The organism is Micromonospora sp. NPDC047793, assembly GCF_040642635.1.
In the GTDB taxonomy this organism is placed as follows: domain Bacteria; phylum Actinomycetota; class Actinomycetes; order Mycobacteriales; family Micromonosporaceae; genus Micromonospora.
Map to the genome: position 1 here is coordinate 324,764 of NZ_JBEYSG010000006.1, position 13,845 is coordinate 338,608.

Genomic DNA, 13,845 nt, shown 5'->3' on the forward strand with positions numbered 1-13,845 from the left:
GACGGGGTTCACCCGGCCGCCCCGTCGGGCTGGGACCGCCGGGGCAGTCCGTAGGTCCGCAGGGCGGTGCCGGCGAAGACGTCCTGCCGTTCCCGGGCCGACAGCGGCGGTAACGCGGCCTCCAGCGCCCGACGGACACCCGGGTAGTCCGACCTGAGCAGACACACCGGCCAGTCCGAGCCAAACATCAGACGATCCGGGCCGAACTCGTCGATCGCGACCGCGACGAACGGGCTCAGGTCGGCCGGTGACCACTCCGGCCGGGCCTCGGTGACCAGGCCGGACAGCTTGGCGGTGACGTTCGGGTGGTCGGCGAGCGCGGCGAACGGGTCGCGCCAGGCCCGCAGACCCGCCTCTCCCGCGTCGATCCGGGGCTTGCCGAGGTGGTCGAGGACGAACCGGAGCTGCGGTACGGCCCGTGCCGCCCGGGCCGCCGCCGGCAACTGGTCGGCCCGGATCACCAGGTCGAACACGAGCCCGGCATCGGCCACCTCGACGAGGCCGCGCCGCACCTCGGGCCGGTCGAGATAGTCGGGGTCTGCCTCCCCCTGCACCTGCGGGCGTACCCCGACCAGCAGCTCACCGCCGCGCAGCCGACGGTAGCCCGCGACGGTTGCGGAGACGTCGCCGGCCGCGATGTCGAGCCAGGCCACCACGCCGAGGATGGCCGGTGTGTCGGCGGCGTGGCCGAGGAACTCGGCGGCCTCGTCGGGATGACAGCGACCGCCCTCCACCAGCACGGTGCCGTCCACGCCGGTCGCGGTCAGCTCGGTGGTGAGGTCCGCCGGGGTGAACGGTCGACGGATGGCGGCCAGTGCGGGATCGTCCAGCCAGTCGTAGCCGTGGTCCGGCTGCCACAGGTGGTGGTGCGCGTCGATAATCATGCCGGCGCTCCCGCCACGACCGGCGCGGTGGTCCACTCCGGGCCGTCGGGGAACCGGTAGTCGGTCAGTGCGGCGGGGACGATCTCGGCGCTCATGCCCGGCACGCGCGGTGCGAGGTAGCGTCCATGCTGGACGCGGACCGGGTCGGCGAAGTGCTCGTGCAGGTGGTCGACGTACTCGATGGCCCGGTCGTCCGTGGTGCCGCTGAGTGCCACGAAGTCGAACATGGCCAGGTGCTGCACCAGCTCGCACAGCCCAACACCTCCGGCGTGCGGGCAGACCGGCACCCCAAACTTCGCGGCGAGCAGCAGGATCGCCAGGTTCTCGTTGACCCCGGCGACCCGGCAGGCGTCGATCTGCACGACGTCGACCGCGTCGGCCTGGAGGAGCTGCTTGAACATCACCGCGTTGTGCACGTGCTCACCGGTGGCCACCTTGACCGGGGCGAGGGCCTTGCGCACGGCGGCGTGCCCGAGCACGTCGTCCGGGGACGTCGGCTCCTCGATCCAGTACGGTTCGAAAGGCGCCAGCTCCCGCATCCACCCGATGGCCTCGGGCACCCCCCAGATCTGGTTGGCGTCGACCGCGATGCGGACGTCCGGCCCGACCGCGCGGCGGGCGATACCCATCCGGCGTACGTCGTCGGCCAGATCCCCGCCGACCTTGATCTTGATCAGCCGGTACCCGTCGTCGACCGCCTCCCGGCAGAGCCGGGCGAGCTTCTCGTCGTCGTAGCCCAACCAGCCCGGCGTGGTCGTGTAGGCGGGATAGCCCTCGGCCAGCAGGCGCTGCTCCCGGGCGGCGCGCCCGCCCTGCGCGGCCCGTAGCAGGTCCAGCGCCTCGTCCTCGGTGAGCGCCTCGCGCAGGTAGCGGAAGTCGACCTGCGCGACGATCTGTTCCGGGGCGAGGTCGGCGAGCAGCTTCCACAGCGGCTTGCCCGCGCGGCGGGCGGCGAGATCCCACACCGCGTTGACCAGCCCGCCGGCCGCCATGTGCACCACTCCCTTCTCCGGGCCGAGCCACCGGATCTGGCTGTCGCCGACGAGCCGCCGGGCCAGCGCGCCGGGGTCCGCGAGCACCTCGTCGACCGGCTGACCGACCACCATCGAGGCGAGCGACTGCACGGCCGCGACCTGGATCTCGGTGCCGCGCCCCACGGTGAAGACCAGTCCGTGTCCCTCCGCGCCGGCCGATGTCCGCAGGATCAGGTACGCGGCGGAGTAGTCCGGGAACGGGTTCATGGCGTCCGACCCGTCGCGGTGCCGGGACGTGGGGAACCGTACGTCGATGGTTTCTACGGACGAGATGCGCTCACTCACCGAAACTCCTGGGGGTCGAACAGCTGGCCGGGTCGGGCCCGGCTTCGGGTCTGGGGTGCGGCGGACCGCCGGCCTCATGTCTGCGCCTTGCCTCCGGTGATGCGGGAGACCACCAGGGCCACCAGGATGACGGTGCCGTTGAGGAAGTTCGTCCACTGTGCGGGCACCCCGGCCAGGGTCAGCACGTTGATGATCATGAACAGCAGCAGGACACCGGTGAAGGCGCCGAAGACGCTGCCCTTGCCGCCGTTGAGACTCACGCCGCCGATCACCGCCGCCGCGAAGACCTGGAAGATCGCGCCGCTGCCCTGCGCCGCTGGCACCGCCGCCAGCCGACCGCTGATCAACAGGCCGGCGAGCGCGGCGAGGACGCTGGCCACGATGAGGGCGACCCACAACACGCGGTCGGTGCGGATGCCCGCCGCCCGGGCGGCGTCGGCGTTGCCACCGATGGCATAGAGCGCCCGGCCGGCACGGGTGTAGCCGAGAACCACGATGCCGACGGCGACCAGCAGCAGCGACACCCAGATCGACGCCGGCACCCCGGCCCAGGAGGCGGAGCCCAGATAGGTCATCGACTCCGGCAGCGCGAAGAAGGTCTGGCCGCCCGAGATGCCGGTGAGCAGGCCACGCAGGACGATCAGCATGCCCAGCGTGACGATGAAGCCGTTGAGGCCGAAGCGGACGATGAGCAGGCCGTTGAAGGCACCGACGAGCGCGCCGACGAGCAGGACCACCGGCACCGCCCAGGCGTCCGGCACCACGTCGAGCCCGAGACCTCGGGTGAGGGCGGGGTCGATGACCAGCCATGCGGCGATGCCGGGCGCCAGACCGAAGGTGGACTCCAGCGACAGGTCCATCTTGCCGGTGATCAGCACGATGGTCTGGGCGAGCACCACGATGGCGATCTCCGACATGCTCTGCAGCACGTTGATGATGTTGTCGCTGCTGAGGAAGACCGGGTTGACGATCGAGCCGACGACGGCGACCGCGATGATCGCCGGCACCAGCGCCAGGTCGCGTAGCCGGGCGACGGCCAGACTCCGTGAGGCGGACCTGGACGGTGGTGGTGCCGCCGCCGGTGGGGTGGTGGGAGTCAGCGTCTCAGACATGGTGGAGGTCCACCCCTTCCATGGCGGCTACCAGATCGTTGTCGCGCCAGCCGTGTGCCATCTCGCCGACGACCCGGCCCTGGAACATCACCAGCACCCGGTCACAGATCCGCAGGTCGTCGAGTTCGTCGGAGACCACGAGCACGGTGGTCCCGCCCCGACGGACCTCGTCGACGACACCGAGGAGCGTCTGCTTGGACCGCACGTCGACACCGGCGGTGGGGGTGATGAGCACCAGCACCTTGGGCTCGCTGGCCAACGCCCGACCCATCACCACCTTCTGCTGGTTGCCGCCGGACAGGTCGGAGACCGGCACTTGCGGCCCGGACGCCTTGATCGCCAGATCGGCGATGGTGCCACGGGCCAGCGCGTCGCGTCGGGCCGGTGAGATGAGGCCCCGTCGCGCGACCCGGTCCGGCACGGTCATCGTGACGTTCTCCGCTATGGACAGCAGCGGCACCAGCCCCTCCCGGTGCCGGTCCTGCGGCACCAGGCCGACGCCGGCGTCGAGCGCGTCCGGCACGCTGCCCGGACGCAGTGTGCGGCCGTCCACCACGACCGATCCCCCGGCCGCGCGGGCCAGGCCGACGATCGCCTCGGCGACCTCGACCTTGCCGCTGCCACCGCCGCCCGCGATGCCGACCACCTCGCCGGCCCGGGCCTCGAGCGACAGCTCCACACCGGAGGCGGTGGTCAGGTCACGCACCGACAGCAGCACCGGCGCGTCGGCCGCGAGCGGTCGGTGGTCCGCCTCCGGCATCGTCACGTCCTCACCGGTCATCGCGGCGACCAGGTCCGGCCGGCGCAGCTGCGCCACCGGGGCCGTCAGGATGTGCCGCGCGTCGCGGAAGACCGTCACCTGGTCGCAGATCTCGTAGATCTCCTGCAGGTGGTGGCTGATGAACAGGAACGTCACACCCTGGGCCCGCAGGTCCCGGATCCGGGTGAACAGACGGTTGATGCCCGCGCCGTCGAGCTGGGCGGTCGGCTCGTCGAGGATGATGAACCGGGCGCCGAAGGAGAGCGCGCGGGCGATCTCCACGAACTGCCGCTGTTCGACCGAGAGCGACGCGGCGGGCTGGCGTACGTCCACCTCGACCGACCACGTCGCGAGCAGTTCCTCGGCCTGCCGGCGCAGCCTCGACCACTGGATCAGCCCGGCCACGCCCCGGGCGTGGCGGTTGAGGAACAGGTTCTCCGCCACGGTGAGGGTGGGGATGATCGTGGACTTCTGGTAGACGCAGGCCACCTGCCGGCGCCAGGCGTCGCGGTCACCCAACGGTGGAGCGGGCCGGCCGGCGAATGCCACCGCGCCACCGTCGGCGGCCTGGAGTCCGGTGAGGATGCCGACCAGCGTCGACTTGCCGGCGCCGTTGCGCCCGACCAGAGCGTGCGTCTCGCCGGGCCGGACCACGATGCCCGCGTCGAGGAGGGCCACCGTCGACCCGAACCTCTTGGTGATGTTCACCGCCTCGACGACGGGCCGGGTGTCGCCGGCCGGCCCGTCGGCCGAGTGGTGTGGGACGGTGTTCATGCGTTGTTGCCCCACAGGGAGGCGTCGTCGAACTTCAGCGTCGGCTCACCCGCGACCGGTGCGCCGTCCACCGTCACCAGCGGCGCCGGGAGCTGGTCCTCCAGCAGGCCGTCGCGCACCTGGATGATGGTGCTGCCGTGGTCGGTCGGGCCGGGCTGGAACGTCTTGCCGTCCATCGCCGCCTTCACGTACTCCAGCCCGTACTTGGCGTACAGGTCGGCGGGTTGGCTGACGGTGGCGTCGATGAGGCCCTCGCCGATGTTCTTCAGCTCCTCGGGGATGCCGTCGTTGGAGACCACGAAGACGTGCTTCGGGTCGCTCGGCGGCACCTGGAGGCCGCGCTGCTTGAGGATCTGCAGCGTGCCGGACAGGGCGAACGAGGACTGCATGTAGATGCCCTTGACGTCCGGGTCCGAGGCGAACCGGGTCTGCAGCTTCGACGCCGCCACGTCGGCCTTCCAGTCGGTGGCCTCGCCGAAGACGGTGATGGCGGGGAAGTCCTTGCGCATGCACTCGTTGAACGCCTCGGTGCGGTCCCGGCCGTTGATCGAGTCCAGGCCGCCCTGGAGCATCACGACCTTGCCCTTGCCACCGAGCTTGGTGCCGAGGAACTGGCAGGCCTTGATGCCGTAGGCGCGGTTGTCGGCACGGACGACCATGAACACCTTGCCGGTGTCCGGTCGGGTGTCGATCGTGACCACCGGGATGTCCCGGCTCTCCAACTGCGTCAGGGTGGGCGCGATGGCGGCGGTGTCCTGCGGTGCCATCACCACGCCCTTGACCCCTTGGCTCATGAACGCCTGGGTGTTCGAGATGAGGTTGGCGATGTCGTTCTGCGAGTTGGTGGTCTTGATCTCGACGCCCAGCTCGTCGGCGAACTGCGGCACGTACCTGATGTAGGAGTTCCAGAAGTCGGTGTCGGATCGCGGGTAGTCGACGCCGACGAGCTGCGTCGTCCCGCCTGAGCCGGTACCGTCCGCGCCGCACCCGGCGGCGAGCGTGGCCGAGGCACCGAGCAGCACGGTCAGCCCCACGCTCAGCAGAGCTCTACGTTCCATGGTGTGTCCTCCGTATCGGGATGCCGTCGACGGCGGAGCCGCCGCGACCACCCGGGCGCGGCGACGGACGTCCGACGGAGCAGGTGCGATCAGGCGGCGGTGACGTCCACGGGAGACAGCCGCGGTCGTCGCCGCAGGTGTTTCAGGGCGAGCCGGAGGCGATGCCGCCGCGACCGTCCGACATCGGGCCGTCGGCGGCGTTCGTGATCCGCGGACGGGTGGCCGGGGCGAGCCGGGGACGGGACATGGGGATCCCTCCAAAACACGGACGGCGTAGGGGTGGTGTCGCTGGCACGGGCTTAGACATCAGACGTTATTCGTTTCGGGCGCACAGCGTCAACGCCTAGATCGCCCGCCAGGGCCGGTTTTTCGGCAGGAGGCGCGGCGGGCAGGCAACGCGGAGGGTCGCGATACATCACATCAATTCGGCATCACGGCGTACGCTCACCCACGGGCCGCCAGATCGGGCGCGCCGGGCCGATGTTGGCGATCACACCACGGTGATCGATCGATGCCACGTCAGCACATCGACGCCTCTGCGAACGTTAACATCGACGCCCCTCGTGTTGCTAGCGTGTTTCGCGTCGGGTCGCGGCAGGCCCGAGAGGCCCCGCGTCCAGGGATGCCGTCAGCGCCGCCCGAGCAGCGGCCGACTGAAAATATCGATCAATGTCATCTTGTTGCTGGCGCTCTCGGCGCGACTCCATACTTTGGCTTGCGCGCGAGCCGCGAATCGGCACGAAAGTGTCATCGTCACGGCGAGGTGAGCGGATCCCTCCGCAGGGCAGCACCTCCCGCACCGCGACGCCCGGTCCCCGCCCCCCGGTCGATGTCGGCTGACCCCGACGTCCACCGTGCCCGGGTTCCGGCGTCGACCCAACCACCGGAGAGGTGAACATGACCCGAACGAGAGCGGGGCTGCTGGCATCCCTGGCCACCGCGTTACTTCTCGCCGTGGCGGGCGTCGCCCTGTCCCCGTCACCGGCCGTCGCCGCGTCGCTGGTCGAGGTGACCAGCTTCGGCAACAACCCGGGCAACATGCGCATGCACATCTACGCGCCGGACAACCGGCCGGCCAATCCGGCGATCGTGGTCGCCATGCACGGCTGCGGCGGATCCGGCACCGGCTTCTACTCCAGCAGCGAGTTCGCCCGGCTCGCCGACCAGTACGGCTACCTGGTCATCTACCCCACCGCGACCCAACAGGCCGGTTTCGGCAACTGCTTCGACGTGTGGTCGGCCGCCTCGAAGCGCCGCGACGGCGGCAGCGACCCGGTCTCCATCATGTCGATGGTCAGCTACGCCCAGCGGCAGTACGGCGGCGACCCGCAGCGGGTCTACGCCACCGGCAGTTCCTCCGGCGGCATGGCCACCCAGGCCCTGCTCGCCCTCTACCCGGACGTGTTCAAGGCCGGCGCGGCCTTCATGGGCGTGCCGTTCAACTGCTTCGCCAACGCCGCCGACTTCCCGCCGACCAACAGCCAGTGCGTCAACGGCCGGATGGACCGCACCCCGCAGCAGTGGGGCGACGCGGTGCGGCAGGCGTACCCCGGCTACAGCGGTGCGCGTCCCCGCATCCAGCTCTGGCACGGGACCAACGACACGCTCATCCCGTTCCAGCTCCTGCAGGAGGCGGTCGAGCAGTGGACCAACGTCTTCGGGTTGAGCCAGACGCCGACGTCCTCGGACACCCCGCAGGCCAACTGGAACCGGCGGCGGTTCGCCAACTCCTCCGGCACGGTCCAGGTCGAGGCGTACAGCATCCAGGGTGCCGGGCACACCCTGCCGTCGACGGGCATGGCCCGGGCCGCCATCGACTTCTTCGGCCTGACCTCCACCCCCACCACTCCCCCGCCCACCACCCCACCCCCGACCACGCCGCCGCCCACCACCCCACCTCCGACCACCCCGCCGCCCACCACGCCGCCGCCCACCACTCCGCCGCCGGGCGCCACGACCTGCCGGGTGCAGTACTCGGCCGACTCGTGGAACAACGGTCTCGTCGGCACGGTGACCGTCACCAACAACACCCCGAACCCGGTCAACGGCTGGACGTTGCAGTGGACCTGGCCGAACGGCCAGCAGGTCACCAGCGCGTGGAACGCCACGGTGACCCAGAGCGGCAGCCAGGCGACCGCGCGCAACGTCGCCTGGAACGCCACGATCCCCGGTAACCAGAGCGTCAGCTTCGGCTTCCAGGCCACCCACAACGGCACCAACAACCCACCCACCGGCTTCACCCTCAACGGGCTCGGCTGCCAGTGAGCGACGCCGGCCGACGAGCCGGGCCCCGGTCGCACCACGACACGGGCGCGGCGACGTCGACCGGTGCCGGCACCCGGATCTGATCGACACCTGACGGCGACCCGGCCGTCACCGAGTACGCGGCCCGGTGCCGCGGGCGCGCCACCTGCGCCCGTGGCACCGGGCCCGCTCGTTGTGCTCGTGCACACCCGCCGCACGCCGCGTCCCGGAGCGGACGCCGCCCGACCAGGCGACCAGAGCATATTTACTGCTGTCACTTGAGCGTGTTATCGATAACATGCTAACTTCCGGTCGAGGGGTGCAGGGCACGCTCCTTCGAGGTCATCGACCCGGCCGGCAGGGCACGCCGGCCGATCGCGGCACCCGCCGGTGACCTGTCCGGGCCCGCCGACAAGGCGCAGCGCGCCGGCCGTCCGAGCCGCCCCGACCGCAGGTGGCACCGGATCCCATGCACCACGGCCGGGCCACCGCGCCCGCACGAACTCCACCGATCGCCCCAGCACCCGACGGGCCGAGCCTTGGCCGCCCCCGGGTGTGGTCGCCGCTCGTCCCGTGTCGGCCGAGAGGCGTACCGACCACCACCACGAGAGGTCTGTCATGAATCACAGATCCACCGACGACAGGGGCCCGACGATCCGGCCGCGCGCCCTGCTCTTCTCCATCGTGGCGGGCACCGCGCTGCTCGCCTCGACCATGCTCGTCGCTCCGGCCGCCAACGCCGCCGCCAGCACACTCGGCGCGGCGGCGGCCCAGAGTGGGCGCTATTTCGGCGCCGCCACCAACTCGTTCATGCTCAACGGTCAACACGTGACGATCCTCAACCGCGAGTTCAACTCCATCGTGGCCGAGAACGAGATGAAGTGGGACGCCACCGAACCCCAGCAGAACGGCTTCAACTTCACCGGCGGCGACCGGCTCGTCGCACACGCCCGGGCCAACGGCATGTCGGTACGCGGGCACGCCCTGGTCTGGCACGCCCAGCAGCCGGGCTGGGCACAGAACCTCTCCGGCACCGCGCTGCGCAACGCCATGACCAACCACATCACCCGGGTCGCCGGCCACTTCCGGGGCCAGATCCACTCCTGGGACGTGGTGAACGAGGCGTTCGCCGACGGCGGTGGCGGCGGTCGGCGTGACTCCAACCTCCAGCGCACCGGCAACGACTGGATCGAGGTCGCGTTCCGGACCGCGCGCACCGCCGACCCGAGCGCCAAGCTCTGCTACAACGACTACAACACCGACGGGGTCAACGCGAAGTCGACCGGCATCTACAACATGGTGCGCGACTTCAAGGCCCGTGGGGTGCCGATCGACTGCGTGGGCTTCCAGTCCCACCTGGGCACCACGCTCTCCAGCGACTACCAGGCCAACCTGCAACGCTTCGCCGACCTCGGCGTGGACGTGCAGATCACCGAGTTGGACGTCGCCCAGGGGTCCAACCAGGCGAGCATCTACGAACGGGTCACCCGCGCCTGCCTGGCGGTGGCCCGGTGCACCGGCATCACCGTGTGGGGCGTACGCGACAACGACTCGTGGCGGCGCAACGAGAACCCGCTGCTCTTCGACGCGAACGGCAACAAGAAGCCGGCGTACCAGTCGGTGCTCAACGCGCTGAACAGCGTCAGCGGGCCGAACCCGACCACCCCGCCGCCCACCACCACCCCGCCCCCGTCGACCGGTGGCGGATGCACCGCATCGGTGTCGCTGAACTCGTGGAACGGCGGCTTCGTGGCCACCGTCAAGGTCACCGCCGGCAACTCCGCGATCCGTGGCTGGAGCGTACGGGTCGCGCTGCCCGGCGGCACCGCGGTCACCGGCACCTGGAACACCCAGGCCAGCGGCAGCAGCGGCACGGTGAACTTCGCCAACGTCGGCTACAACGGCCAGGTCGGTGCCGGCGGCAGCACCGAATTCGGCTTCCAGGGCACCGGAACGGGTCCGTCCGGTACCCCCACCTGCACGGCGAGCTGACCACCCACCGGCAGCGGGTCCGGTCCGGCATGGCCGGGCCGGACCCTGCCTGCCGCACGGGTGCACGCCGGACCGCCTCAGCGGACCGGTGGCCGCCCCACGCTCTGCCGGGAGACCAGGGTCGGTGCGACCGTCTCGCGCAGCGCGCCCCCGCTGGCCGACTCGATCTGGGTCAGCAGCATCTCCAGGCTGGCCCGGGCCACCGCGTCGAAATCCGGCCGCACGGTGGTCAGCGGCGGGATGAAGTAGGCCGCCTCGGGCACGTCGTCGAAGCCGACCACGCTGATGTCGTCCGGCACCCGGCGACCGTGCTCGTGCAACGCCCGCAGCACCCCGAGCGCGAGGTGGTCGTTGGCGGTGAAGACGGCGGTGACGTCGGGCATCCGGGCCAACATCTGCCCGCAGCGGTAACCGGCGGCGGCGGACCAGTCCGCCGGCACCAGCGGTGGGATCTCCGCCCCGGCCGCGAGCAGGGCCTCCCGCCAGCCCTCGATCCGGCCCGCGCTGTCGAACCAGTCGGACGGACCGGAGACGTGCCACACCGTACGGTGCCCGGCCTCGAGCAGGTGCTGGGTGGCGGCCCGGGCACCGGCGGCCTGGTCCACCGTCACCAGTGGCATCGGTCGGCGCGGATCCCCGTCGACGGTGACCAGCGGGACGTCCTTCGGCAGCCGCTCCAACGCCTCGCCGGCCGACTCCACCGGCGCGATCACCACGATGCCGGCGACCCGGTGGGCCAGGTGCCGCTCCACCGCCGCCGAGATGGACCGGTGGTCGAGGTCCCGGACGCTGCCCACGCTGACCGCGAAGCCGGACTCGGCGGCGACCTGTTCCAGCGCGGTGAGCAGCGACGCCGGGCCGTAGAGGGTGGTGTTCTGGGCGACCACGCCGATCACCTGCGAACGACCGGTGACCAACGCGCGCGCCGCCCGGTTGGGGCGGTAACCGAGCTCGGCGATGGCGGCCTGGACCCGCAGTCGGGTCTGTTCGCGGACGTTCGGGTGGCCGTTGAGCACTCGTGACACCGTCTGGTGCGAGACACCAGCGAGGCGAGCCACGTCCGTCATCGCAGGATCGCGTACGGCCATCTCAGACTCCCCGCATGTCGGTCGGCGCCGCGACCGGTCGACGCTGACTGGAACGGCTAAGGGTACAAAGATCCCCTCTCGCGGTACCCACACCGGCCCGTGCCGTCCGAGTGGAGAGCGCTCGATCACGCACAGTCTACGTCAGCGCCGATCCCGATCGTTGCCAGGCCGTGGGCCGAGTCCGCGTCGCGCCGAGGGCTCCGGCGTCCGACCCGGTCGACGGCGTACACCGGGATTCCGCATGACGTGCTGTGCCGGGACGCGGGTGGTGCCCGGCCGGTCGCCGGGCACCACCCCCTCGGTCACCGGAGCGCGGTGACCGTCCGTACCGGCGGGCGGCGCGGTCGGAGGTACGCGCCGCACCCGCCCCGAGGGCGCCCTGACATCGAGGTCAGGGCGTCGTCAACTCGAAGCGTCGCACCGTCACCGCACCACCAAGGGCGCTGGTGGCGAAGTTGAAGATGCCGAACCGGTACCCCATGAAGAACGTCCAGTTGTTGTTGAGCGTCAGGGCGTTGCCCAGCGAGACGAAGTTGACCCCGTCGGTGCTGTACGAGAAGCGCGCCTGCCGCCCGGAGCCGGGTCTGATGTCGGCGTTGGCCCGTAGCCAGATCCGGCCGCCGGACACCGCGGCACTGGCGATCTCGCTGCCGGTGCTCGTGGTGCTCCAGTTGCTGCCCATGGTGAGGCCGTTGGTCATCACCACCCGGGTCGCGCCGTTGTCGCGGCGTACACCGATCCAGGCCGAGTTGTCGCGCAGCATGGCCAGGCCGGTGCGGTCCCCGTCGCGCATCGTGGAGTAATCCAGCTCGACCGTCGCGGTCGAGGTGGGCCCCTGGATACGGTGCGTGACGGTGTTGCGGGCCCGGTAGAGGTCGTTGGTGACGGTGGCGGTCTGCAGGCGCAGTCCGTTGTTCACCGAGAACCGGCTGGTGTCGGGGTTGTGGTTCCACTCCCACTGCACGCCGAGCTGGGTGCCGGCGAACGTGTCCACCCCGGTGAGCGGCTTGACCGGCCGCAGCGGCAACGGGTTGGGGTAGTTCACGCCCCACGCGCCGTTGACCGTCTGCACCTGCGGCCAGCCGTCGGCGGTCCAGGTGATCGGCGCCAGCGTCGGCATCCGGCCGCCCGGGTACGCGTCGGTGAACGCCATGTAGTACCAGGCCCCGTTCTGGGTCTGCACCAGCCCACCCTGGTGCGGTACGCCGCCGCCGGAGATCGGCCCCTGCATGTTGAGCAGCACCTGCCGCTGCTCGTACGGGCCGAACGGGCCGTTGGTCGACTTGAGCACGTACTGGCCGTTGGCCGGACGGGTCAGCCAGATGTAGTAGGCGCCGTTGCGCTTGTAGAAGCGGGCCCCCTCCAGCGTGCCGATGCTCGACGGCGTCTGGTAGACCTGCTGGGCCCGTACCTGGGAGCGTCCGTCGGCGGAGAGCTGCGCCACGCTGATCGTGCCGTTGCCGTACGCGACGTACATGGTGTCGTTGTCGTCGATCAGCATGCCGGCGTCGTAGTAGCAGTTGGGGATGGTGGCGTGCCGGCTCCAGGTGCCGTCCACGGCGGAGGCGGTGTAGATGTGGGTCTGGGCGAAGTCGATGCAGCCCGCCCAGTAGTACGTCCGGTTGCTGGGTCGGTAGTTCAGCGTCGAGGCCCAGATCCCGTTCACGTACGCGTGTTGCCCGCTGGGCAGGTCGTACTTGGTGCCGAAGTCCAGCCGGGGCACCGAGTGCCCGGCGAACTCCCAGTTCACCAGGTCGTACGAGCGCAGCACCGGCGCGCCCGGCGAGTAGTGCATGGTCGAGGCGGACATGTAGTAGACGTCGCCGACCCGGATGATGTCGACGTCGGCGAAGTCCTGCCAGACCACCGGGTTGGTGAAGTTGCCGCCGGGGGTGCCCGGGTTGCCGGTGTCGCCGACGCGGACGAGCTGCCACTGCTGGTTGGTGCCGCCCCAGTCGTCGTACTGCACGATGTTGCCGCCGTCGGCGGTGGAGGCGTTCTGCACCTCCATCGCCTTGTTGCTGTTGCGGTTGATCAGGCGGACGTACCCGCCGTCGGAGTCGGCGAGCCGGAACTGCTGGTTGGTGCCGTTGCCGTCGCTCCACTGCACGATGTTCGCGCCGTTGGCGGTGGAGAAGTTGTAGACGTCCAGCACCTTGCCCGAGTGCCGGGACTTCAACCGGTAGTAGCCACCACCGGAGTCGACGAACTGCCACTGCTGCTGGTTACCGTTGTTGCGCGTCCACTGGGTGATCCGCGCGCCGTCGTTCGTGGCCAGGTTGTACACGTCCAGGGCCTTACCGCTGTTGCGGTTGACCAACACGTACCACGCGTTGGTGTCGACCGTCGCCGCCGCGGCCGGCGACGGTGCGACCGCCACCAGCGTGCCGCCCACCACGACCGCCGCCACCGCCGCGACGGCCCGGGACAACCACCCGCGCCGACGCGGAGCGACGCGGGGGACCTCGAAGGTACCCATGATCCTCCTTGGGAGAAGAGAGCCGAGCGACCACAGGAGACGGTCGCGGGGTAGATGCGTCCCGCGTGGTGTGATCGCTAACAACCGCCGCCGTGCCCACGTGCGGCGTGGTGATCGCTTGCGCCGAAGCGGAAC

Annotated in this window: 9 protein-coding genes; 2 read left to right on the top strand and 7 right to left on the bottom strand. The window is 70.6% G+C overall.

Annotated elements, in window-relative coordinates:
* Positions 1–8: 8 nt before the first annotated feature.
* The 5 genes from ABZ738_RS15955 to ABZ738_RS15975 form a co-directional block, all read right to left on the bottom strand.
* Positions 9–884, bottom strand: a complete 876-nt coding sequence (locus tag ABZ738_RS15955; protein ID WP_131052579.1) for an amidohydrolase family protein — start codon at positions 882–884, stop codon at positions 9–11.
* The gene (locus tag ABZ738_RS15960) at positions 881–2,203 is read right to left on the bottom strand and encodes an enolase C-terminal domain-like protein (RefSeq protein ID WP_236145671.1); all 1,323 of its coding nucleotides are present in this window, start codon (positions 2,201–2,203) and stop codon (positions 881–883) included. Before ABZ738_RS15960 ends, ABZ738_RS15955 begins: the two co-directional genes overlap by 4 nt.
* A gap of 74 nt (positions 2,204–2,277) precedes the next feature.
* A complete protein-coding gene (locus ABZ738_RS15965; RefSeq protein WP_131052581.1) occupies positions 2,278–3,315 on the bottom strand; it encodes an ABC transporter permease in 1,038 nt (345 codons plus the stop codon).
* Entirely contained in the window at positions 3,308–4,849 is a 1,542-nt protein-coding gene (locus ABZ738_RS15970; protein WP_131052582.1) for a sugar ABC transporter ATP-binding protein, read from the bottom strand. Before ABZ738_RS15970 ends, ABZ738_RS15965 begins: the two co-directional genes overlap by 8 nt.
* A complete protein-coding gene (locus tag ABZ738_RS15975) occupies positions 4,846–5,907 on the bottom strand; it encodes a sugar ABC transporter substrate-binding protein (protein WP_131052583.1) in 1,062 nt (353 codons plus the stop codon). The genes ABZ738_RS15970 and ABZ738_RS15975 overlap by 4 nt, the downstream gene beginning before the upstream one ends.
* Before the next feature lie 897 nt (positions 5,908–6,804).
* Here ABZ738_RS15975 and ABZ738_RS15980 point away from each other — a divergent pair.
* Both ABZ738_RS15980 and ABZ738_RS15985 read left to right on the top strand, forming a co-directional pair.
* Positions 6,805–8,172, top strand: coding sequence for a PHB depolymerase family esterase (locus ABZ738_RS15980; RefSeq protein ID WP_176093837.1), 1,368 nt, complete (start codon positions 6,805–6,807; stop codon positions 8,170–8,172).
* 597 nt (positions 8,173–8,769) lie between these two features.
* Entirely contained in the window at positions 8,770–10,143 is a 1,374-nt protein-coding gene (locus tag ABZ738_RS15985) for an endo-1,4-beta-xylanase (protein WP_131055841.1), read from the top strand.
* 77 nt (positions 10,144–10,220) lie between these two features.
* On the opposite strand, the gene ABZ738_RS15990 is transcribed toward ABZ738_RS15985, so the two are convergent.
* Positions 10,221–11,210, bottom strand: coding sequence for a LacI family DNA-binding transcriptional regulator (locus ABZ738_RS15990; protein WP_176093836.1), 990 nt, complete (start codon positions 11,208–11,210; stop codon positions 10,221–10,223).
* 412 nt (positions 11,211–11,622) lie between these two features.
* On the bottom strand, positions 11,623–13,710 hold the full coding sequence (locus ABZ738_RS15995) for an RICIN domain-containing protein (protein WP_357213823.1): 2,088 nt from the start codon (positions 13,708–13,710) through the stop codon (positions 11,623–11,625).
* Positions 13,711–13,845 lie beyond the last annotated feature (135 nt).

Coding starts and splice junctions, on each gene's coding strand:
- ABZ738_RS15955 (WP_131052579.1), bottom strand. CDS start 884: ATGATTATCGACGCGCACCACCACCTGTGGCAGCCGGACCACGGCTAC.
- ABZ738_RS15965 (WP_131052581.1), bottom strand. CDS start 3,315: ATGTCTGAGACGCTGACTCCCACCACCCCACCGGCGGCGGCACCACCA.
- ABZ738_RS15970 (WP_131052582.1), bottom strand. CDS start 4,849: ATGAACACCGTCCCACACCACTCGGCCGACGGGCCGGCCGGCGACACC.
- ABZ738_RS15975 (WP_131052583.1), bottom strand. CDS start 5,907: ATGGAACGTAGAGCTCTGCTGAGCGTGGGGCTGACCGTGCTGCTCGGT.
- ABZ738_RS15980 (WP_176093837.1), top strand. CDS start 6,805: ATGACCCGAACGAGAGCGGGGCTGCTGGCATCCCTGGCCACCGCGTTA.
- ABZ738_RS15985 (WP_131055841.1), top strand. CDS start 8,770: ATGAATCACAGATCCACCGACGACAGGGGCCCGACGATCCGGCCGCGC.
- ABZ738_RS15990 (WP_176093836.1), bottom strand. CDS start 11,210: ATGACGGACGTGGCTCGCCTCGCTGGTGTCTCGCACCAGACGGTGTCA.
- ABZ738_RS15995 (WP_357213823.1), bottom strand. CDS start 13,710: ATGGGTACCTTCGAGGTCCCCCGCGTCGCTCCGCGTCGGCGCGGGTGG.